General features: G+C 66.8%; 16 protein-coding genes. 7 read left to right on the plus strand and 9 right to left on the minus strand.

Going from position 1 to position 21957, the window contains the following annotated elements; translation table 11 throughout:
* Window positions 1-274 precede the first annotated feature (274 nt).
* Window positions 275-3964, minus strand: coding sequence for an AsmA-like C-terminal region-containing protein (locus I6F12_RS29040; protein WP_225157777.1), 3690 nt, complete (start codon window positions 3962-3964; stop codon window positions 275-277).
* Window positions 3965-4098: 134 nt separating this feature from the next.
* Entirely contained in the window at window positions 4099-5328 is a 1230-nt protein-coding gene (locus tag I6F12_RS29045) for a cytochrome P450 (RefSeq protein ID WP_225157778.1), read from the minus strand.
* A gap of 129 nt (window positions 5329-5457) precedes the next feature.
* Here I6F12_RS29045 and I6F12_RS29050 point away from each other — a divergent pair, with 129 nt between their 5' ends.
* From I6F12_RS29050 to I6F12_RS29065, 4 genes are all read left to right on the plus strand, one after another.
* Window positions 5458-6069 (plus strand): TetR/AcrR family transcriptional regulator, encoded by a 612-nt coding sequence (locus tag I6F12_RS29050; protein WP_225157779.1) that lies wholly within the window; start codon window positions 5458-5460, stop codon window positions 6067-6069.
* A gap of 310 nt (window positions 6070-6379) precedes the next feature.
* Window positions 6380-6589: a cold-shock protein gene (locus I6F12_RS29055; protein WP_109145937.1), complete on the plus strand. Its 210-nt coding sequence runs from the start codon at window positions 6380-6382 to the stop codon at window positions 6587-6589.
* Window positions 6590-6685: 96 nt separating this feature from the next.
* Entirely contained in the window at window positions 6686-6928 is a 243-nt protein-coding gene (locus tag I6F12_RS29060; protein WP_225114925.1) for a transcriptional regulator, read from the plus strand.
* A 51-nt stretch (window positions 6929-6979) separates the two neighbouring features.
* Complete coding sequence (locus I6F12_RS29065) at window positions 6980-7201, plus strand: hypothetical protein (protein WP_036006506.1); 222 nt, start codon at window positions 6980-6982, stop codon at window positions 7199-7201.
* A gap of 52 nt (window positions 7202-7253) precedes the next feature.
* On the opposite strand, the gene I6F12_RS29070 is transcribed toward I6F12_RS29065, so the two are convergent.
* The 3 genes from I6F12_RS29070 to I6F12_RS29080 form a co-directional block, all read right to left on the minus strand.
* The gene (locus I6F12_RS29070; RefSeq protein ID WP_225157780.1) at window positions 7254-9854 is read right to left on the minus strand and encodes an EAL domain-containing protein; all 2601 of its coding nucleotides are present in this window, start codon (window positions 9852-9854) and stop codon (window positions 7254-7256) included.
* Window positions 9855-9992: 138 nt separating this feature from the next.
* Window positions 9993-11288: an MFS transporter gene (locus I6F12_RS29075; protein ID WP_225157845.1), complete on the minus strand. Its 1296-nt coding sequence runs from the start codon at window positions 11286-11288 to the stop codon at window positions 9993-9995.
* 256 nt (window positions 11289-11544) lie between these two features.
* On the minus strand, window positions 11545-13974 hold the full coding sequence (locus I6F12_RS29080; protein WP_225157781.1) for an EAL domain-containing protein: 2430 nt from the start codon (window positions 13972-13974) through the stop codon (window positions 11545-11547).
* Window positions 13975-14262: 288 nt separating this feature from the next.
* Here I6F12_RS29080 and I6F12_RS29085 point away from each other — a divergent pair, with 288 nt between their 5' ends.
* Window positions 14263-15429 carry an ABC transporter substrate-binding protein gene (locus I6F12_RS29085; RefSeq protein WP_225150296.1) on the plus strand — a complete coding sequence of 389 codons (1167 nt, stop codon included), beginning with the start codon at window positions 14263-14265 and terminating at the stop codon, window positions 15427-15429.
* Window positions 15430-15435: 6 nt separating this feature from the next.
* On the opposite strand, the gene I6F12_RS29090 is transcribed toward I6F12_RS29085, so the two are convergent.
* The gene (locus tag I6F12_RS29090; protein ID WP_225150295.1) at window positions 15436-16413 is read right to left on the minus strand and encodes a hydroxyacid dehydrogenase; all 978 of its coding nucleotides are present in this window, start codon (window positions 16411-16413) and stop codon (window positions 15436-15438) included.
* Window positions 16414-16600: 187 nt separating this feature from the next.
* Between I6F12_RS29090 and I6F12_RS29095 the strand changes: the two genes are divergently transcribed.
* On the plus strand, window positions 16601-18085 hold the full coding sequence (locus I6F12_RS29095; protein WP_225157782.1) for a caspase family protein: 1485 nt from the start codon (window positions 16601-16603) through the stop codon (window positions 18083-18085).
* Between the two features lie 50 nt (window positions 18086-18135).
* On the opposite strand, the gene I6F12_RS29100 is transcribed toward I6F12_RS29095, so the two are convergent.
* The 3 genes from I6F12_RS29100 to I6F12_RS29110 form a co-directional block, all read right to left on the minus strand.
* A complete protein-coding gene (locus I6F12_RS29100; protein WP_036006488.1) occupies window positions 18136-18501 on the minus strand; it encodes a hypothetical protein in 366 nt (121 codons plus the stop codon).
* Between the two features lie 34 nt (window positions 18502-18535).
* The gene (locus I6F12_RS29105; protein ID WP_225157783.1) at window positions 18536-19828 is read right to left on the minus strand and encodes a Spy/CpxP family protein refolding chaperone; all 1293 of its coding nucleotides are present in this window, start codon (window positions 19826-19828) and stop codon (window positions 18536-18538) included.
* Window positions 19829-19928: 100 nt separating this feature from the next.
* Window positions 19929-21353 carry an FAD-linked oxidase C-terminal domain-containing protein gene (locus I6F12_RS29110; protein ID WP_225157784.1) on the minus strand — a complete coding sequence of 475 codons (1425 nt, stop codon included), beginning with the start codon at window positions 21351-21353 and terminating at the stop codon, window positions 19929-19931.
* An 87-nt stretch (window positions 21354-21440) separates the two neighbouring features.
* Here I6F12_RS29110 and I6F12_RS29115 point away from each other — a divergent pair, with 87 nt between their 5' ends.
* On the plus strand, window positions 21441-21947 hold the full coding sequence (locus I6F12_RS29115; protein WP_225157785.1) for a thioesterase family protein: 507 nt from the start codon (window positions 21441-21443) through the stop codon (window positions 21945-21947).
* Window positions 21948-21957 lie beyond the last annotated feature (10 nt).

Raw genomic sequence — 21957 nt, forward strand, 5'->3', positions numbered from 1 at the left:
GCCGAATTCCTCTGGGAACCCACGCTAGAGATGAAACGCGAGAATTCAGTAAAGTCGGCAAATCAGTTTTGCCGACGAAAATTCCGTCAAATGCGAGGGAATGGATTTACTGTTGTGCAAGAGCCGAGAAGCTTTGGGCACTGAAACCTCTCCGCGTCATGGCCGGGCTTGTCCCGGCCATCCACGCCTTGCCGCATGGCACAAAGAACGTGGATGCCCGGGACAAGCCCGGGCATGACGAGCATCGGCAACGGAGCGCTTTAGTTAGCGCCGTCTACGGATGCTGCGGCGTCAGCACCAGCGGCGGCTTCGGCCTGGGCTTGGCGGGCGGCGGGCCCGGGGCGGGCTTCACGTCGATGGCCGGAGGGAGCGGCGCGAGCTGCTGGCTCGCGAGCGGCGGGCTCGTCAGTGAAGGGCTTGTCAGTGAGGGGCTTGGCGCGGCGGGCGCGGCCTGCGGAGCTTTCGGGGTCGGCGCCACCCTGGGCTTTGCCGGCGCGCGGCGCGGGTCCTGGCCCGGCAGCGGCACGTTGGGTGGCGCCTGCTCGGTCGCTATCTCCGGGGACACCAGCGTCGGCAGCGCAGCGGTGGCCGGCGGCGGCTCGCCGCGCTCGATGGCGTCGAGCCGCCGCGTCTCGCGATCGATCGTGCGCACCGCAAGCCATGACGACAGCGGTGCGAGGTCGATGGTACGGCTCAGCCTGTCGGGCGGGCCTGCCGCAAAGAGCTGGATCTCGGGCGGGGCGCCGGAAAGCCCCGTCATGATCGGCGTCAGGCTGGCGCGGATGTCGGCCTGGTCCGCCGGAATGTCGTAGCCGCCGGAGACGATGGCGCGGGCGTTCTTCGCTTCCAGCGGCGTTGCGCCGATGCGCAGGCGGCCGTCGCGGATCGTGAATGGAATCTGCGCCGAGGGCACCGCGATGCGCCCCGCCGACAGCGCGGGCTCGACGAGCTGCCGCAGCCGGTTGTCGTCATTGACCTGGCCGCCGTCGCTGGCGCGGATGGCGATCTCGAACGCACGCGGATTGAGGCCGGCGATCTCGGCGGATTCGAGCGTCACCGTGCCGTTGCCGGCGAGCGCACCGGTCAAGGCCGCGACGCTGCGGCCCTGGCTGGTCAGCGCCACCTGCACCGAGGCGCGCCCCTTGGGCAGGGCGAGGTCGCGATAGCGCAGCGCCGCCGCATCGACGTTGCTGAGCTCGATGCGCGCGTTCAGCGCAAGCCCACCCGCGCCATTGCGCGCGTCCAGGCTTGCGGACATGTCGCCGCCGCCGACGCCGCCCTTGAGCGCATCGAACGCGAGCGACTGGCCGTCGCTCCGGATCGTGCCGCCGAAGGGGCGGAGCTCGATGCCGCCGGGCAACATTCCGCGTAAGGCCTGGAAGGCGATGCGGCCGCGCCAGCCGCTAACCAATCCTGCGCTGAGCGGCTCGCCGGACTCACGACCGGCTGCGCCGACGGCGATTGCGAGCGCCGGCGCCAGATCGAGCGAGTCGAGACCGACCTCGCCGTCGATGCTCTTGTCCTGATCGAGCGTCACCGAAACATAGCCGCGCAGATGCGAGCCCGCGGCATTGCCGTCGAGATCGCCGAAGGTCAGGCGATTGCCTGATAGCGTGAGGCGGGAGGACAGGCTGACGTTCTGCGCCGACTTGCCGGCCGGGCTGGTCCCGAGCAGCGGCGCCAGATTGGCGTTGCGCACGCGCAGGTTCACGCTCGCCTTCGGTTCGAACGATTTGGGCTCGAACGATTTGGGTTCGGACGGTTTGGACTCCGACCATTCGACGCTGCCTTGCGCGTCGGCATCGAGCCCGCCGCCGCTCAGCTTTGCGTTCAATTGCGAGGGACGGCGCCAGGCTCCGCTCAACCGTCCTTCGAATTGCGAGGCGCCCTCGCCCGCGGCCACGATGCGGTCGAGCCCCAGCAGTGCCAACAAAGCGCCGGCCTGCGGCGCCGCCACTTTCGCGTCCAACGTGAAGTCGCTGTTGCGCAGGCGTTCGAGGTCGATACCGCCGATGGCGGCCGCCGGCGTCTGCGCGGCCAGGGTCGCCGTGGTCTTGAGCTGCGGTGCGTCGAGGTCGAGCACGAAGCGGGCATTGCTGCGATCGGCATGCTCGGCGTTCTTGTCGAGGCTGAGATCGAGCTTGAGACGGGTCGCGCCGGGCAAGGACGGGAGCGCATCGAGGCGCGCGCGCAGCGCGGGCGCGAACGGCTCGACCAGCGCGGTGAGCTCGCGCAGCGAATTGGCCGAGGATTTCAGCGCGAGCTTGCCGGTCGTCTTGGTGCGGTCGAAGCTGCCGCTCGCCTCCGAGGTCACGCCGCCGCCCTGGCCGAAGCGCAGCTGCTCCAGCGACAGCGACGCCGGGCTGTAGGCGAGCCTGGCTGCGAACGGCCGCAGCTCCTGGCCGGCGGAGATCGCGCGGCCAATATCGAGCGAGAGCTTTGCCTCTTCCGGCCATTCGCCTTGCGGCCCCGCCAGCGCGCGCACGAAGCTCGCGGCGGCATCGAGGTCGAGCCGGTCGGCCCTGAGGTCCGCATCGATCCGCGAGCCGTTGCTCGCGCCTGTCTGCACGAAGACGATGCGGCCTTCGATCGCGCCGCCATCGATGTCGGCCTTCAGCCTGTCGATGGCGAGATGATTGGCTGCGATGGTGACGTCGCCCGCGAGACGCAGCGGCCGCGTGCTGCGGCGGGTGATCTCGCTGCGGCCCTGCAGCCAGGCCACCAGCGTGTCGGGATCCGGGGATTCAACGCTGAGCCGGCCGCTGAAACTGTCGGCGCCGGGAGCCGCGCCATTGAGCGAGACCTGCGTCATGCCCGGCGCGCGCAGCTCCAGCCGCCGGAAGGTCCAGGACCGGCCGTCGGTCGCAAGCTCGGTCGCGATGTTCTGGAGCGGACGGCCGCCGAGCATGATCTGATCGGCATTGAACTCGATCTGGGCAGGGATCGGCACCTGCGGGATCGCCGCCAGCCCTGCGCGCAGCGCCGGCAGGACGCGCTGCGGATCGGCATCATGCTTGGCGGTCAGCCTGTCGGCATCGACCTGCCGCGCCGACAGCACCGCGCGCAGCAAGGGCGATGCGCCAAACCTGAGGTCGCCGACGCCGCCGAGCTTCAGCGCGGTGTCCTCCGGGCCGAAGCTCGCGTCGATCTGCTCGAATTTCGCGCCGGCCGGATCGGCCTTGAGCCTGGTCGCAAGCTTCCAGGGCGTCGGTCCCGCCTCGCCCGCCTTCCTGGCCGCGGGCACGGCGAGGGTCAGCGCGCCCTCGAATTTCGGCTGGCGATTATCGAAGGCGAGCACGCCCTCAAGATCGGCGAGGATGGCGCGCTCGCCGGGATCGATGTTGAGGTGGAGACGGGTGGCGCTGCCGTCGGCGCTGGGGCCGGAGGAGACGCGGAACGGGTAGCGCACGCCGCGCGCGGTGAAGCTGCCGTCGCCCCGCACCGAGCCTGCGAGCGAGCGCACATCGCCGGAGAAGGCGATATCGTTCAATTCCAGCGTCGAGCGGCTGGCGGCATCGTGCAAGGCGATGCGGCCGGTGAGGTTCAGCCGCTCGATGGCGAGGGAGGCCAGGTTGAAGGTGCCGCTCGCGGTGGAGGGCAAATCGACCCGTCCGCGCGCGTCCAGACCAAGATCGACCGCCATGCCGCCGACCGAAAGCTCGGTGGCGCGCCATTCGCCGCGCATCAGGGAGCCGAGGCTGAACTCGACATCGAGCTTGTCGGCGCGCAGGCGGCCGAGATCGTTGTTGCCGCCGAAGGTGACGCCGCGCAGCCGCAGCGTCGGCGCCGGCAACAGCCGCGCATCGAGCTCGCCCGCCACCCGCACCGGCACGCCGATGATCTTGCCGGCCTCCGCCTCGAACTGGGGCCTGAACTGGTTCCAGTCGATGTAGTAAGGCCCGATCAGCGCGGCCAGCAGCGCAATGATGAAGGCAATCGCCAATCCGAGCAGCGTCGTCTGCACGGGTCTCCCCTCGGCCAAACCGGCCTGGGCCGAAGCTGAGAGCCTCAGGCGCGCCGGAACAGCCCCTTATATAGGGGGAAGTATGGCGAAGTCACAGCGACTGTTGCGCGCGGAGGTTAACGCTGAGCGCCCCCTCACCAGCTCGCCGGCAGCCGCCTCAGCCCGCGCAGCACGAAGGTCGGCCGCCATTCCGGGGTCTCGATGTCGTCGATGCGCAAATCCGGCAGCCGCCGCAGCAGCGTGGCGATGGCGATCTCGGCCTCGATCCGCGCCAATTGGGCCCCAAGGCAGAAATGGATGCCGCCGCCGAACGACAGCGGCTTGACGTTCGCCCGGGTGACGTCCAGCCGGTCGGGCCTGTCGGGGTAGACCGCGCCATCGCGGTTGGCCGAGCCGAGCAGGCACAGCACGGTCTCGCCCTTGGGGATCGTCACGCCGCCGAGGTCCTCGATCTCCTCCAGCGTGACGCGCCCGGTCATCTGCACCGAGGAATCATAGCGCAGGAACTCCTCGATCGCGTTCGTCATCAGCTCCGGTTTCGCTTTCAGGAGCGCAAGCTGATCCGGGTTGCGGTGGAGCGCGAGCAGGCCGTTGCCGATCAGGTTGACCGTGGTCTCGTGGCCTGCGCCGAACAGCAGGATGATGTTGGCGGTCAGCTCCTCGTTGGTGAGCTTGTTGCCGTCCTCCTCGGCCTGCACCAGCTGGGTGATGAGGTCGTCGCCGGGATTCTTGCGGCGCAGCTCGAACAGCTGCTGGAAATACATCTGCGCCGTCAAGTTGGCGGCGTTGCCCTGGCGGATCTCCTCCGGCGAGAGCGGCACGGGGTCGAGCAGCCGTCCGCCGTCGCGCGAGCTCTTGTAGAACACTTCGCGATGCTCCTCGGGGATGCCGAGCATGTCGCAGATGATGGTGACGGGCAGGCGGAAGGCGAAATCCTCGATCAGGTCCATGTGGCCGCGCTCGATCACGGCATCGATCGCCTGGTCGACGATCTCCTGGATCCGCGGTCGCATGTCCTCGACGCGGCGGGCGGTGAAGGCCTTCACGACCAGGCCGCGCAGGCGGGTGTGGTCCGGCGGATCGGCTTGCAGCATCCAGTAGCTCATGCTGCGAAACACCGGCTCCTTCATGATCTCCGGGCCGTAGCGGCGCGTGGTGCGCTCGACGAAATCCTTGCCGAAGCGCTTGTCACGCAGCACGAGACTGACCTCGGCGTGCCGGCTGGCGACGTACTGGCCGAAAGGCGTCACGTGGATCGGATCGACGGTGCGCAGCCGTTCATAGTGCGGATAGGGATCGCGGATGAAATCCGGCGAGAGCGGGTTGAACAGCGGTCCGCCAGCGGGTTGCACTTGCTCGTTCATGGTGACCTCGGATCGGTTGCCGCACGACACGCATACGCAAGGCTGCCCACCGCCCGGCGTAACCATCCCTGTAAATTATCAACTCGATACATTGTTGTATCGAGTTGCATTCTGCCCTAAGCTGCGCCGATGTCAAGGGTGAGAACCAGGCCGACCAGGGACGACACACGCGAGGCGCTGTTCGAGGCGGCCGCGCGCGTGTTCGAGGCGGACGGCATCGGCGGCGCCAGCATCGAGGCGATCGCGGCGGCGGCGGGCTTCACCCGGGGCGCGTTCTATTCGAACTTCAAGAGCAAGGACGAATTGATCATCGCCATGCTCGAGGACCATGTCGCACAGTCGATCCGGCGCAACATGGACATCCTGGCGCAGCACGACAATCTCGACGACTTCATCGCGGCGTTGAAGACGATGGACCGCAGCCGCCAGGATCCGCTCGGCCGCTCGCCCCTGCTGCACATGGAGATGATCCTGTTCGTGGCGCGGGCCGAAAAGCGCCGCCCGGAACTTGCCAAACGCCTGCGCGCGCGGCGCAGGCTGGTCGCCGACATCATCGAGGCGACATCGAAGAGCAACGGGCGCAACGTCAATCTGAGCCCGCCCTGGATCGCCTCCGTCGTGCTCGCGCTGGAAGACGGCTTTCGCCTGCACCGGCTGATCGACCCCGAGACGACGCCGGCCGACAGCTTTTTGCGCGCGATCACGGATCTCCGGCGCCGGACTGGATTGGCCTCAACCTAGCGGCGCGGGCGGCGCAGCCGCGCCGATATGCTGATCGTCAGCAGACCTGTTCGGTCAATCGATCACGCCTTGCTCGCAGATCGATCGACACACGCAAAGCGCCGCGATCGGAACAGAAGAATGGCCTCGCAGCAAACAAACTGGCTTCGCTCCTTGCAAATGCATGAAACTCGTATATATTGAAGTCGTTCGATTAGCCGCTGTGCCTTGTTGAATGCGCCCGCGGGCTCCTTTTCCAAAGACATCGACGAAGTTGAAGGTAACCGCGCGATCGTCGCGCGGGATGCGCTCGCGCGCTTTGGAGAAGAAAATGACGACAGGTACGGTCAAGTGGTTTAACGGCCAAAAGGGCTTCGGTTTCATCCAGCCAAACGACGGTGGCAACGACGTGTTCGTTCACATCAGCGCCGTTGAAAGGGCTGGGCTTGCCGGTCTCGGCGAAGGCCAACAGGTCAACTTCGAGATCAAGACCGACAAGATGCGAGGCAAAGTCAGCGCCGAGAACCTCTCGCTGGCTTGAGATCGTTGCGCCGTTTCACGGATGTACTGAAACGGTCGCTTTGCCCGCTCAATCCCTGGATTGAGCGGGTTTAGTCTTTGCGGATCCGGGTGAACGATGAGCAGCAAGAAGCCGGCAGAGCCGTCACCCGAAAGCATTACACGTTCCGATCGCAAGCGCCTGGCCGCCGAAGAGGGCGCGCGGGCATTGGCGGACGTGGAAAGGCAAGCCATCGAGGTTCGCAAGAACATGGCGCGACTTCGAGAGGCGCGCCAGGCGAGGGAAGCGGCCGATGAAGCTCTTCGATCGACTTTGCCGGTGCCTAAGCTCAAGAAGCGGACAAGGAAGTTGGCGCGATAGCCGTCTTCAACGCCGCCTGCGAAATCTGAAGTGCCGATCCCATGCCGGAGAGTGCAGATCGTGCCTCGCATAAAGCCAGATCACGGAACCATCACATTCTTTCTCGCGTCCGGCGCAAATCGGCAGATGTGCCGGCTTGCAACGACATTCAACACGCAGAAGCAGGCCTTCAGCTATCTACAGAAGCATCGCACGGAGTTCGAGCGCATGGCGCGGGCGCGCCTGGCTTCAGGAGAGCTCGAGGAAGGCATTGTCGTGCTTTCGATGCTCTAGCGAAGGCCGTTCTGCCGCCGGTCGCTGATGCGTTCCTACCGCTCAAAGGCGGCTACGCCGACTGCTTCACGGCAACCTCGTCCGCCACAAGGTCAAGCCGCCCCAGCATCGCCCTCGCCTGCTCGGCGCAGTGCTCGATCAGCCAGCGCTCGAAGGCGACCGGCGGCAGGGGCGGCGCGTAGAGGAAGCCCTGGACGATGTCGCAGCCGAGCTCGGCCAGCGTCTTGCGCTGCCCCTCGGTCTCGACCCCCTCGGCGACCACGCTCATGCCGAGGCCTTGGCCGACGCGGACCACGGCGGTGGCGATCGCGAGCGCGCCCGCGTCCTGCTCGATGTCGCGCATGAAACTGCGGTCGATCTTGAGCTCGCGGATCGGCAGATGCGCTAGCCGGCTGAGGCTGGAATAGCCGGTGCCGAAATCGTCCACCGAGAGGCCGACGCCGAGCTCGCGGATCGCGTTCATCGTCTCCAGCGCCGCGGCGCCGTCCTGCATGAACGCGCCTTCGGTGATCTCCAGCATCAGCGCATCCGGCGGCAGATCGTGCTCGGCCAGGATGTCCTTGAGCCGCGCGGCCAGCGTGACGTTGCGGAAATTGATCGGCGACAGATTGACCGAGACGCAGGGGATGTTGAGCCCGGCGCGGCGCCAGCTCGCCATCTGACGGCAGGCCTCGCGCACGGACCACATACCGATCTGCTCGATCAGCCCGCATTCCTCGGCGAGCGGGATGAACTTTGCCGGCGAGACGTCGCCGAGCACGGCATCGCGCCAGCGCGCGAGCGCCTCGACGCCGTGGATCGCGCCGTCGCAGCTACGAATCTGCGGCTGATAGCTGAGGCTCAGCACACCTTCCGCGACGGCGCGGCGCAACGCCGCGATCAGCGCCAGCCGCTGCTCCGCGAGCACGTTCATCTCGGCACTGAAGAGGCGATGCGTCGAGCGTCCGGCCTGCTTGGCCATGTACATGGCGGCGTCCGCCTGCTGCATCAATGTGTCGATGTCGGTGGCGTGATCGGGATAGAGGCTGATTCCGATGCTGGCGGACATCGGCATCAGCTTCGATCCGAGCCGCAACGGTGCGGACAGGGCCTCGGTGATCCCGGCCGCGATGCGCTCAGCGGCCTCGGCATTGCGTTGCGGCAGCAGGATGACGAACTCGTCGCCGCCGAGCCGTCCCAGCATGTCGTCGGGACCGATCTGCTCGCGCAGGCGCTGCGCGAGCAGGATCAAGAGCTCGTCGCCGGCGGCGTGGCCGAGCGTGTCGTTGACGTCCTTGAAATGATCGACGTCAAGGAAGGCGAGCGCGACATGGCCTCCGGTCGGACAGGCATTGATCGCGGTCGTGATCAGGTGGCGCAGCTGCGCGCGGTTCGGCAGGCCGGTGAGCATGTCGTGATAGGCGAGCCGCGCGATTTCGGCGCGCGCCTCCTTGCGCTCGATCGCGAACGCGCCGAGGTTGACGCAGGCGTCGACGATCTGGCGGTGCCATCGGCTCGGCGCCCGCGGCTCGCGATAATAGAAGCCGAAGGTGCCGATGACCCGACCGTCCTTGGCCTTGATCGGCGTCGACCAGCAGGCGCGCAAGCCCACTTCGAGCGGCCGCGCCTTGTAGGGCTGCCAGCGCGGATCGGCATCGATGTCGGCGACCAGAACCGGAATGCCGTAGAAGGCTCCGGTTCCGCACGTGCCGACCTCGGGACCGATCGCGATGCCGTCGAGCGAACGGGAATAGTCCTCGGGCAAGCTCGGGCCGCCCAGCGGATGGAGCAAGCCGGCGGCATCGACGTGCAGCAGCGAGCAGACGACGCCGGGCGCGATCTGCTCGACGCGGCGGCACAGCCGATCGGCAATCTCGGTGATCGGCGCCTCGTCGGCGAGCGCCGCCATGATCAGTTGCTGCAGCGAGCGCAGCTGCCGGGATTCGGTGATGTCCTCGAGCAGCGCAAAGATGTGCTTGACCCGGCCTTTCTTGTCGCGGAAGGCGTCGATCCGGGCAGAGACCCAGATCTCCTCACCATCCTTGTCGTAGACGAGCACCTCGGCCTCGTCGCGCTGACCGCCATGCATCAGCCGCTTGACGAGCTTCGCAATCGCCTTGCGATCGGTGTGGCGGCCGGCAATGAGCTCACCGGCGCGGCGGCCTTCGGCCTCCTCGCTGGTATAGCCGAACAGCGCCGTGAACGCGGAATTGACGTAGACGATGTTCTGCTCGACGTCGGTGATGATCACCACGCGGTTGGTCTGGTCGGAGACCGCGTGGAGAAGTGCGATCCTGGCGCGGCGTTCGGCATCGAGGGTGACGTCGCGCGCCAACACGATGTGATGGGTCGCGCCGTCGACCGTCGCCGACGACATCGCGATCTGCGCCTTGATACGGCTGCCGTCGTGCCGCACGAGGCTGATCTCCTCGCGGAAATCCGCGGTCGCATCGGCGCTTAGGCATTTGAGGGTGAGGACGGCGGCATCGCGGCCGAGCACCTCGGCGGCGGCGAGCTTCCAGATCCGTTCCGCGGCGGGGTTGAAGTGGGTGATGCGATGCGCCTCATCGACGATGACGATGCCATCGTCGGCGCGTTCGAGCGCGGCGCGCAGCACGTCAGGAATTTCAGTCGCAAGGTGATCGGAGGCGGGCATCGTCTGGACCAGCGGCATCGGGAAATGCGGCAATCGGCGAGAGGTTAACGCTCCGATGGTGTCCAAGACGTTTTTGCAATTCCGGCGCGCTGCGCCAAGACGCGGCATGATTAACGCTTCGCGAAAACGCCGAAGGTATCTTGAAGCGTACCGGACCTATTCGGATGCCGTTTTGAGCTTGTGCAGCCGGCCGGCCACGGCCCTCACCTTGCCCGGCGCCGCCCGCCAGATCGCAAGCGCCGACACCCCGCTCACGACCATGGCGAGGGCGAAAGCGAGCGTGTAGTCGCCGGCGCGATCATAGAGGACACCGGTCAGCCACGGTCCGGCCGCACCGCCCGCCAGCGCCGCGAGCATGATCGTGCCGAAGATGCTGCCCTGGTGCCTGCCCTGGAAGATCTCGAACACCACCGCGCCCATGATCGAGGTGAGACCGTAGCCGAGCGCGCCTTGCGTGAACACCATCAGATAAACCAGCCAGAGCGAAGCCTGATATTTCAGCGCGATCAGCGCGGCGAAGCAGATGACGAAACCCGCACAACTGATCGCCCACACCCACTCCCTGCCGATGCGGTCGGAGACGTGCCCCAGCACGATCTGGCCGGGAATGCCGAGCAGGCTGACCATTCCGAGCGCCCACACCGCAACGCCGGGGCTGAAGCCGACATCGAGCAGGAATTTGGTCTGGTGCACCTGCACCGCATACCAGATGTACAGGCCGCAGAAATAGCCGAGCCCGATCCACCAGAACCGCGCGGTCGCGACGGCGCGCCGCAGCGTCCAGTCGGTGTTGACCCAGACGTGATCGACGACGTTGGAGACCGGGCTTGCCGCGCCTGCGGCGGGGGCGGCATCGCCGTCCGGCTGGAGCCCGATGTCCTCCGGGCGCTTGTGCAGCAGCAGGTTGATCGGCGCCAGCGCGATCAGGACGAGCAGGCCCATCGCGGTGCAGGCGGTGCGCCAGCCGGTCTGCTCGATCATGTGCTGCGCCCATGGCAGCAGCGTCACCGAGCCGATACCGACGCCGGCGAAAGCGATGCCGATGGCGAAGCCGCGCTTGCGGATGAACCAGTTCGGCAGGAACAGCGACTGGCCGGAATAGCCGAGACAGACGCTGCCGGCACCGACCATGACGCCGATGGTGACATAGAGGTGCCACGGCGCGCTGGTCAGCGGCGCCAGCAAAAGGCCGCCGCCCATCAGCACGACCCCGAGCTCCATCACCGCCCGCGGACCGGCGCGGTCCATCAGGCGGCCGATCAGCGGGCTGACCACGCCCGACACCACAAAGCCGAAGGAGAAGGCGCCCGCCGTGACGCCGCGCTCCCAGCCGAACTCGGAGATGATGGGTGGAAAGAACAGCGAAAAGGCGGTGCGCGCGTTGACGCCGATCGCCATGGTGACGAAGGTCACGGCGACGACGATCCAGCCGTAAAAGAACGGAAGCCGCATGTTGTGTGCTTGTTTCATCCCTAGACGGTTCTTCGGACCATCCGGGGATGTCCGGGTCAAGCGCTTTTCGCGCATGCCTCTTGAGCGGGGCGCAGACGCTCCCGCAGCGTCATGGCCGGGCTTGTCCCGGCCATCCACGTCTTGCGACGCAGGACGGAGAACGTGGATGCCCGGGACATAGGCGAGCGGAAGCGACGCCGTCCTTCGGACGGCTATGCCCGGGCATGACGACCTAAATACTGCTTGAGCGGCCCGCTCAGGCGGCGTCGAGCCGTGAGGATTTGACCGGCGCGTCGAACAGGATCCGCTCGATCGGATGCGGCCGGCCGAACAGATAGCCTTGCGCAAAATTGACGCCGAGCGCCTTCAGCCGGTCGAACTCCTCGCGCGTCTCGACGCCTTCGGCCGTGACCGACATGTCCAGTCCGCGCGCCAGCGTCACGATCGAGGAGATGATGGCGGAAGAGCGCGGCTGCTGCGTCAGATTGCGAATGAACGACTTGTCGATCTTGATCTTGTCGAACGGGAACGCGGTCAGGTAGCTGAGCGAGGAATAGCCGGTGCCGAAATCATCGAGCGCGAGCTCGACCCCGAGCTGCTTCAGCCGCTCCATGAAGGCGTGATTCTCGCTGCCGCGCTCCAGCAGCACGGATTCCGTGATCTCGATCTCGAGCCGCTGCGGCGGCAGGCGGGAATCGGCGAGCGCCGCGCAGATCATGTCGAACAGCTCGGCTTCCTTGAACTGGATCGGCGAAAGATTGACGGCGATCATGAGATCGGCAGGCCAGCCGGCTGCGTCCGCGCAGGCGCGCCGCAGCACGAATTCGCCGAGCGGCACGATCAGCCCGGTCTCCTCCGCAAGCGCAATGAACTGGTCCGGAGGGATCAGGCCGCGCGTCGGATGCCGCCAGCGCACCAGCGCCTCGAAGCCGCGTCGTTCGCCGCTGAGGGCGTCGACGAACGGCTGATAGTGCACCTCCAGCTGGCAGCGCGCGATGGCGTCGCGCAGATCTCCTTCCAGCGTATTGCGGGCCTCCAGCTCGGCCGACATCGCCTCATCATAAACAGTGAAGCAGTTGCGGCCGGCCGATTTCGAGCGATAGAGCGCGAGATCCGCTTTCTTGAGGAGCTGCTCCTGATCGCTGCCATGATCCGGCGCAATTGCGATGCCGATGCTGGTGCCGATCTCGACGCGGTGTCCGGGCAGCAGGAACGGCTCGCTTACGAGCTTGGCGATCCGCGCCGCCAGATCGGTCGAGCAGGCGCGCTGGTGCTCGCCGGCTTGCTGGATGATGGCAAATTCGTCGCCGCCGAGCCGCGCCAGCACGTCGTTGGCGCGCAGCGCGGATTTCAGCCGCTGCGCCACCTGGCGCAGCAGCGCATCGCCGGCCGCGTGGCCGAGGGAATCGTTGACGTTCTTGAAGCGATCGAGGTCGAGCATCAGGATCGCGAAGGGCTCGCCCCTCACGCTCAACTTGCCGTTCATCTCGTCGAGCCGGGTGAGGAAAAAGGCGCGGTTCGGCAATCCCGTGAGGATGTCGGTCTGGGCAAGCTCGAGCACGCGCCGGTTCGCCAGCGACAGCCGCCGCGAATTGCGGCTGGCGAGCATCAGATAGGTCGACAGCGACAGCGTCAGCAGCATGCCGACGACGAGGACCGCAACCGCGCGGTCGTAAGTCGTCGCCAGCGGACCGCCGGCGGTCGGAACCGCCCGCACCTGCCAATCGGTGTCGCCGATCTTGAGACTGCCCGACCAGTGCAGGGTCCGCGCGATGTCCCGCATCGACCGCAGCGCCGAGGCGGCCGACGCATAATCCGGCAGCATCTGCTCGAGGCTGACGATCTGCGCCGTGTACGGCGGGAAGACCGTCATGCTGACCGCGGGGCTGGCTCCGGTGGTCACGCGGATAGACTGGATCAGCAGCGGCAGGTCGAAGACGCCGACCACGACGCCGGCGATATTGCGGCGCCGGTCCGCGATCTCCTCGCGCGAGGTTCCCTTGGCGTAGACGGGAACAACGACGAGGACATAGGACGGCCGGTCGCTGTCCTTCGGCCCGAACAGGCGCGTGCGCATGGCTGCGACGCGATCGTTGTCGCGCGCGCGCTCCAGCACCGCCCGTCGCTCCGGAACGGTCGTGTAGTCCATGCCGTAAACCGACGAGGTCTTCGGCTGCGTCGAGTAGAACACCGGAAAATATTCGTCACTCTGCGGCGCGATGACGAAGCTCTCGCCCTGCAGCGCCTTGATGTGATAGCTCGACACACCGTCCCGGATCGCCGCGGCCTCGTAATCCGCGCGCTCCTTGCGGTTGATCCGCGGCAACCAGGAGATGCGCAGCATGCCGGGGTGACGCTCGAACAGGCGGGCGCTGAAGGTCTCGAATTCGCTGCGGGTGACTTCTTCGTTGGTCGATTCGAACAACGTGCGCAGCGCGAGAAGTCTCGATATGTACTCGTTCATGCCGTTCTGCAGGACGATCGCCTGGGTCTCGGCTGCGTTCTCGAACTCGATCCTGTTGACGCGATCTTCCCACCGCGCGACGGCGGCAGCGCCCACGATCGAGAACAGCAGGCCAACGCCGACCGCGACGAGCGCAGGACGATAGAGCCCGAGCAGCGGCGCGGCACGCCACCATCCGCCTCTACGTCTCCGATCCTGATCGTTCTGATCGCGACCGCCCATCTTGAAGCCGCCGTCCCCTGTCCGCGACGAACCGAACCTCTGGTTGAGGTGCCGGTGCCGCTATCGGAACAAGACGGCGGTTAAGAAGTGCACAATTTCGGAAACCAGTCGTACCGCAATGCGGAAATTAGTTAACGAAGTGCACGAGCGATCCCGGCTTTCTCGACATAAGTTGCCGGTTTTCCCCGGTGTAATACGGCCTCTCTGCGCCGTGGCGCTTAGCGAGCTATTCAGCCTCGCAAGGCTATGTTGCGCAAGGTTTCTTTCAAGGATCCGGCAAGCCTCCCGATGCATCGAATTCGATCAGCGAGATCCGTCGTTCTGACCATCGCGCTTCTGGCCGCGACCACGCTGGTTGCGAGGGGCAACGAGGCCGGCATCAGAGAGGATGCAATCCTGTTCGGCCAGGCCGCGGCGCTGGAAGGCCCGTCCTCCGCGCTGGGACAGCGCATGCGGCAAGGCATCGTCGCCGCATTCACCGAGGTCAATGCCAAGGGCGGCATTCACGGCCGCAAGCTCCAGCTCATCAGCCGCGACGACGGCTACGACCCCGACCGTTCGGTGGCGCAGACGCTGCATTTGATCAACGACGACAAGGTGTTCGCGCTGATCGGTGCGGTCGGCACGCCGACCGCGATGGCGACGATACCGATCACCAGCTCCAGGAACGTGCCCTTCATCGGCCCGTTCACCGGCGCCGAGTTCCTGCGCGATCTCGAGCTTCCGAACGTCGTCAACATCCGCGCCAGCTACGGCGCGGAGGCGGAAGCCTGGATCAAGCATCTCACCGAGGATCGCAAGTTCACCCGCATCGGCATCTTCTACCAGGACGATTCCTTCGGCCGCGACGGGCTTGTCGGCGTGAAGCGGGCGCTCGCCAAGCGCGGGCTCGAGCTCGCCGCCGAGGGCACTTACGAGCGCAACACCCGCGCGGTCGGCCAGGCCTGGCGCATGATCAAGCGCGCCGACCCAGAAGCCATCGTCATGGTCGGGACCTATGGTCCGTGCGCGGAGTTCATCAAGCTCGCCCGCCGCGGCGGCGCTCGTCCAACCTTCGTCAACATCTCCTTCGTCGGCGCCGTTGCGCTCGCCGCGGAACTCGGCCCTGAGGGCGACGGCGTCATCGTCTCGCAGGTGGTGCCGTTTCCCTGGGACCGCTCGCTCAAGCTCGTCGCCGACTACCAGGCGGCCCAGAAGGCGTTCGACCCGACGCTGACACCGGATTTCGTGTCGCTGGAAGGCTATCTGTCCGGCCGGCTTGCGGCCGCGGCGCTGGAAAAGGCCGGCCCCAATCCGACCCGCGCCAGCCTGCTGCGCGCCATCAACGATACCGGCCGTTTCGACATCAGCGGCAGCATCGTCACCGTCGGCACACGCATGCTCGACACGCCGCCGAAGGTGTTCCTGACCGTGATCCAGAAGGACGGGACGTTCAAGGCGGTGGACCGGCTCTAAGACCCTTCACGGCCGCCGCGTCCAGCGATCGGCGTTGACGGCGCCTTGCGGGATTTCTCCCCTCGCGATGGTCTCGACCTGTCGCACGGTCTCCAGCGACTGGTATTCGATGGCCTGCGGCGTCAGCCCGCCGACATGGGGCGTCGCGATGACATTCGGCAGCTTGGCAAGATCGGGCGTCGGCATCTGGTCCGGCGCGCGGCCGACATCCATGGCGGCGCCGGCGATGCGGCCCTCACGCAGCGCGCCTGCCAATGCGGCCTCGTCGACCAGATTGCCGCGCGAGAGATTGATGAAGACGGCGTGCTTCTGCATGCGCGCCAGCGCCGCCTCCCCGATCAGGTTTTCGGTCTGCTCGTTGGCGATGGCGAGGCAGACGACATAGTCCGATGCGGCGAGGAGCTCGTCGAGATCGACCTGCCGGATCGCGGCATCGCTGACGGTTACGAAGGGATCGGAGACCAATACCTCCATGCGCAGCACTTTTGCGATCTCGGCGAGGTAGCGCCCGATGCTGCCGTAGCCGATGATGCCGATCCGGCTGCCGGCGAGTTGGCGGCCCATCCGTGCTTCCGGCTTGCGGCCTGCCTGGTAATCTGCGGTGGTCCGCGACACGCCGCGGGAGAGATCGACCATGAAGCCGAGCGCGAGCTCGGCCACGGCCTGCACGAAGCCGGGCCCGGCGCGGGTCACGAGCACGCCGGCTTGCGAGGCCGCATCCACGGCGACATTGCGGATGTCGACGGCGCAGCGGACGAAGGCCCGCAGACGCGGCAATTGCGCAAAGATCTCGCCGCGCCCTTCGGTCATGCGGTCGGCGACGATGATGTCGGCGTCTTTGGCTGCGCGCACCAGGCCGGCGGCGTCCAGCGGCTCATCCTTCTCGTGCAGGATCACCTCGGCGGCCGCCCGCAGGCCGTTCAGGCTGCGATCGCCGTAATAATTGCGCCGCATCTCCGGGGTGTGCGCGAGCAGAACCTTCACGACAAGCCTCCCTCACTGGCAGAATGCCCGCGGCAGCGCGGTCGAAAGGTCTAGCACAGGGACGGCTGCGGCAGATACCCTGCCCCATTTTGCCGCGGCCCTTGAGTGATCCAGCGCACAGACGCCCTCATGGCGCGGACTTAGACATAGTGACATCATCGTGCGCATTGCCGTTGGAGGTGACATCATGCGCCGTCCAGTCTTTTCGAATTTGGTTCTTGCGTCCGGTCTTCTCGCACTCACCCAGTTGGTGACGCCCACGGACGCGGCCGCCGAAGCGCGGCTTGCGCTGGTGATCGGCCAATCGGCCTATCGCACCGTGCCGGAGCTGCCGAACGCCGCCAACGACGCCAAGGGCATGACGGAGCTGCTCGGCAGCGCGGGCTTCACCGTCACCACGGCGGCCAATCTGGCGCAGACCGAGATGCGCGCGGCGATCTCGGACTTCGCCGGCAAGGTCAGTGCCAGCGGCCCCGACACCGTCGCGCTGGTGTTCTATGCCGGCCACGGCCTTCAGATCGACGGCGAGAACTATCTGGTGCCTGTCGATCTCGATCCCAAGCGCGAGGCCGACATCCCGCTGCAGGGCGTGCGGCTGAACGACATGCTCAACACGCTCGGCGCGCTGCCGACGCGGGCGCGCATCTTCATGCTCGATGCCTGCCGCAACAACCCGTTCCCCGCGCTCAGCGGCGCCGGCCACGGCCTTGCGATCGTCGATACCAAGGCCGGCGCGCCCGGCTCGTTCATCTCCTATTCGACCTCGCCCGGCGCCGAGGCCGAGGACGGCAACGGCCTCGACAGCCCCTATACGACGGCCGTGCTGACGGTCGCCAAGCAGCCGAACCTGCCGATCGAGGAGATGTTCAAGCGTATCCGTGTCGCGGTGGCGCAGTCGACCGACGGCCGGCAGATTCCCTGGGAAAGCTCCTCGCTGACCACCGATTTCAGGTTCTTCGGCGAGAGCGGCGGCAGCACGCCCGCTATTCCCGGCGCATCCGCCATGGCGCTCGCCGGCGGCACGCGCAGCGTCGCGGACTGGCGCAAGACATTGCAGGGCAAGCCGGCCATGGTCGCCTATGAGCTCGTGATCACCGAGGACACCGTGGAGGCGTATCAGGCCTATATCGAGCTGTATGCCCAGGACACCCGCACGCCGCGCCTTCGCACCGTGCTGGAGCGGCGTCGCCAGATGCTGGCGTGGGAGCGTGCCACCGCGATCAACACCCGCGCCTCGTTCGAGGCATACCTCGCGAACTGGGACAACAGCGATCTCGCGGCAACCGCGCGCCGGCTGCTGCTGCGCGTGCAGAACCGCAACTACACCGTGCCCGTGGCCGCCGCGGCGACGCCCGTCGCGGTCGCGATGGCGCCGACCTGCCCGTGCTCGACGCCCGCGACCCCGGCAACGCCGGTCCCGCCCGTGATCAAGAAGCGCGTCGACGAGACCCCGCCGAAGCGCAAGGTGGTCGAGACGCCGCCCAAGCGACGGCCGCCGTCCGAGCAAGTGGTCTACGAGCGCGCGCCGCCGCCGGATCGCGGCCCGCCGCCGGAGGCCGTGATGCAGGGCATCGGCATCGGCGTGGGGATCGGCCTCGGCATGGGAATGGGCGGCCGCGGCGGCGACCACAACAGCGGTGGCTACAACAGCGGTGGCTACCGCAGATACTGAGCGGTCCGGCACCAGCAACATTCGGCTCGCGCCAATCGCGCGAGCCGAACTCATTGCGACAGGGCCGGATGGTCCCGGAGCACGGCTTCTCGAATCCAGCCTGCCTGGATCGCACGCGACAAGATCTGCGCCGTCTTGATGTCCTCAGCCTTCATGCAGAGATCCACGATGCGGCGCACGGCGTCGTCGCGCATCAGATCGTCGGAGATCTTCATCGCGATCTCCATGGCAGCGCGGGCTGCGCGCTCATAGCGCTCGCGCGTGCTGGTCGGCGCCGAAGCGCCGGCGGCTTCGGCGATCGCCCGCGCAGCCTGGCAGATGTTGCGAATCCGGTCGGCTGCGTCGATGTCGCCGAGCGGCCCCCCGATCGGCTCGTCCCAGACGTCTGCCGGCTCTCGCCTCGCGAACCACTTCATTGCCCCACCAATGGTCTTCAATTGCTCACGGCGTTCAGGACATGCGGCGCGGGCCGATCGCCTCGAACTGCGCCTTCTGCTCGTCGTTGAGCGTGGCGTAGAAATCATCGAGCGCCGCCCGCACCGACTTGATTCCGTCCAACATGACATCGAGACGCTTGCGGATCGCGGCCATGCGGGCCGGAGGCGTCATCACCTCATTGGGCTCGCAGGACGCCTTGAGCGATGCGCTGACCTTGGCGCTGGTGTCCTGGAGCACTTGGAGCGCCCCGCGCTGGGTGTCGGTGGGACGAAGCCGTTCTTCGATCGTGGCGCCGGGCCAATCGAACGCGGCGGACGGGCTGCAAGTCTGCACCGAGGATCCGCCCGCATTGTTCGATGCCGCGGCACGACGTTGATCGTCGGCAAGCGCATTGAAGCGCGCCTTCTGCTCGTCGTTGAGCGAACCATAGAACTGGTCCAGGGCAGGCTGAACCAAATCGACGGCCTTCTGCATCGCCTCGACCCGCTGCTGCATGGCGGCGAGCCGGCCGGGCGCCGTCGCTGCGGCCTGCGTCGGACAGGAGGTGCGGATCAGCGCAGCCGCGTCGATCGAGGCGTTGCCGAGCGCATCGAGAGCGGCGCCTTGCGCAGCCGTCGGCTGCACCGCGGCTGCGATCTGATCGATCGGCAGGCCGACGATGGCGCGGCGATCGCTGCCGCAGAGCTGATCGAGCGGCGCGCTGCGCGCCCGCCGCCGTCCCTGCGGCTGCTGCGGCAGATAGGCCGACAGGCGATCATAGCCATAGGGGCCGAAAATGCCGGCATAGATGTCCGGATAGCCGTAGCCCCAGAAGCCGAGCCCGTCGCCCCAGATCGTGTAATCGTAGAGATCGTTATAGGCGAACGGCCAGAACAGCGGCCCGACCCAACCGTAGCCGCCGCCGGGATGTTGCCACCATCCGCTGCTTGCACCGCTCCAGCCGGCGAGTGCCGCCGCCGCGGCAATCTGCGCGCGGGCCGCCGGATTGCTGATCAGCCGGCCGTTGCGGAAGGCGCTGGCGTTCCAGGCGTTGCGGAAGTTCGCCGGCCGTATCGCGGCATTGCGGATCTGGCCGAAGCTCGGGCCGCCACGCCGGGCGCCGGTTGTGAACCGCGTGGCGCGATGATGCCCGCCATGCGCATGCCCGCCGCCGTGGCCGCGGAAATGGCCGCCGTGGTGACCGCCGCCGCGCCCGCCGCCATGCCCACCTCCATGGCCGCCGCCGTGTCCGCCCTTCGCGAACGCGGCCCCCGCAAGCATGCAGGCAAAGGCCACCGCGGCAATTCCCATGACCGGTCGCACCATCGCACCCTCCCGCGCAAAGCCCTGCCATTGAGCATCGGAAATTGGCGGGAATTGGAACCGGCAGGATTGCCGAAAGTTCCCGGTTCCGGAGGGCGCAGCCTTATGCCTCCGGCACGATCTTGCCGGGATTGAAGATGTTGAGCGGATCGAGTGCCTGCTTCAGCGCCCGCATCGCATCGAGCGCCTCGGGGCCGAGCTCGGCCTCGAGATATTTCTGCTTGCCTTGGCCGATGCCGTGTTCGCCGGTGCAGGTGCCGTCCATGGCCTGCGCACGCTCGACCAGACGATGCATGAACTCCTCGCCGCGCGCCATCTCGTCGGCGTCGTTGGTGTCGCACACGAGCGAGCAGTGGAAATTGCCGTCACCGACATGGCCGACGATCGGCGACAGCAAATTGAGGCGCTTGAGATCCTCCTCGGTCTCGCTGACGCAGTCGGCGAGCCGCGAGATCGGCACGCAGACGTCGGTCGCGACCACGCCGATGCTGTCGCCGGGCCGCAGCGCCTTCACCGACCAATAAGCATCGTGCCGCGCCTGCCACAGCTTGGTGCGGTCCTCCGGCTTGGTGGTCCAGGAGAAATCGCCCCCTCCGCAGTCCCTCGCGATCTCGCCGAACGCCTTGGATTGCTCGGCGACCTCGATCTCGCTGCCGTGGAATTCCATCAGCAGCAGCGGCGTCTCCGGCAGCGTCAGCTTGGAATAGGCGTTGCAGGCCTTGACCTGCGCGGCATTGAGCAGCTCGATGCGCGCGACGGGAATGCCGGTCTGGATGGCCAGGATCACGGCCTGGCAGGCGCCGTGCACGGTCTCGAACGACACCGCACCGGCCGCGATCGTCTCGGGGATGCCGCGAAGGCGGATCGTCAATTCCGAGATGATGCCGAGCGTGCCTTCGGCGCCGACGAACAGATGCGTGAGATCGTAGCCCGCGGACGATTTCTTGGCGCGCGTGCCCGTGGTGATGATCTCGCCGTCGCCGCGCACCACTTTCAGCGCCAGCACGCTGTCGCGCATGGTGCCGTAGCGCACCGCATTGGTGCCGGAGGCGCGGGTCGAGGCCATGCCGCCGAGCGAGGCATCCGCGCCGGGATCGATCGGGAAGAACAGGCCCTGGTCGCGCAGATGCTCGTTCAGCGCCTTGCGGGTGACGCCGGGCTGGATCACGCAGTCGAGGTCCTCGGCATGCACCGCGAGCACCTTGTTCATGTCGCGCAGGTCGATCGAGATGCCGCCGGCGGGCGCGTTGACCTGGCCTTCGAGCGAGGTGCCGGTGCCGAAGGGAATGACGGGCACGCGATGTTTGGCGCAGATCCGCACCACGTCCTGGATGTCGGTGGTCTCCTGCGCCATCACCACGCCATCAGGCGGCTGGTTGGGGATCCAGGTGGTGGTATGGCCGTGCTGCTCGCGCACGGCCTGCGAGGTGATGAGGCGGTTGCCGAAGCGCGCGGCAAGCTGCTCCAGCGCGCTTGCGAGGGCTTTCGGCTCCGGCCGCGGCGGATTATTGGTGATGGTCGTACCCACGGAATTCCTCCCGACGAGAAGAGACCGTGGCAAAGGACATATAACCGGTCAAGTCAAGGGACCGGACGCATAGCTTGGGAAGGACACATGCCGGAGACCGCCGCCACAGCGCCGAACGCAGAGCCGTTTCGCTCCTCGATCATGCAGGTCGAGCCGCAATGGATCGACTATAACGGCCATCTCAACATGGCCTATTACAACGTGATGTTCGATCGGGCGATCGACGAGTTCTGGCTCGAGCTCGGGATTGGCCCGGGCTACAAAACAGAGCGCCACGGCTCGACCTTCACCGCGGAGTGCCACGTGCGCTATTTGCGCGAGATCCATCTCGGCGATCCCGTGCAGATCTTCATCTGGCTGCTGGAGGCCGACGACAAGCGGCTGCATACATTCGAGGAGATGCGGCATGCGACAGAGGGCTGGCTATCGGCGACGTCCGAGAACATGTCGCTGCACATGGACATGAATGCGCGGCGCGTTGCGCCGTTTCCGCCCGACATCCAGCAGCGCATTGCAGGGGTTGCCAAATCCCACAGCGCCTTGACGCGACCCGAGGGCATCGGCCGGAGCGTGGCGATGCCCTCGAAGCGTTAGTGGCTCAGGC

The sequence above is a fragment of the Bradyrhizobium sp. IC4059 genome (genome assembly GCF_020193615.1).
Taxonomy (GTDB): domain Bacteria; phylum Pseudomonadota; class Alphaproteobacteria; order Rhizobiales; family Xanthobacteraceae; genus Bradyrhizobium; species Bradyrhizobium yuanmingense.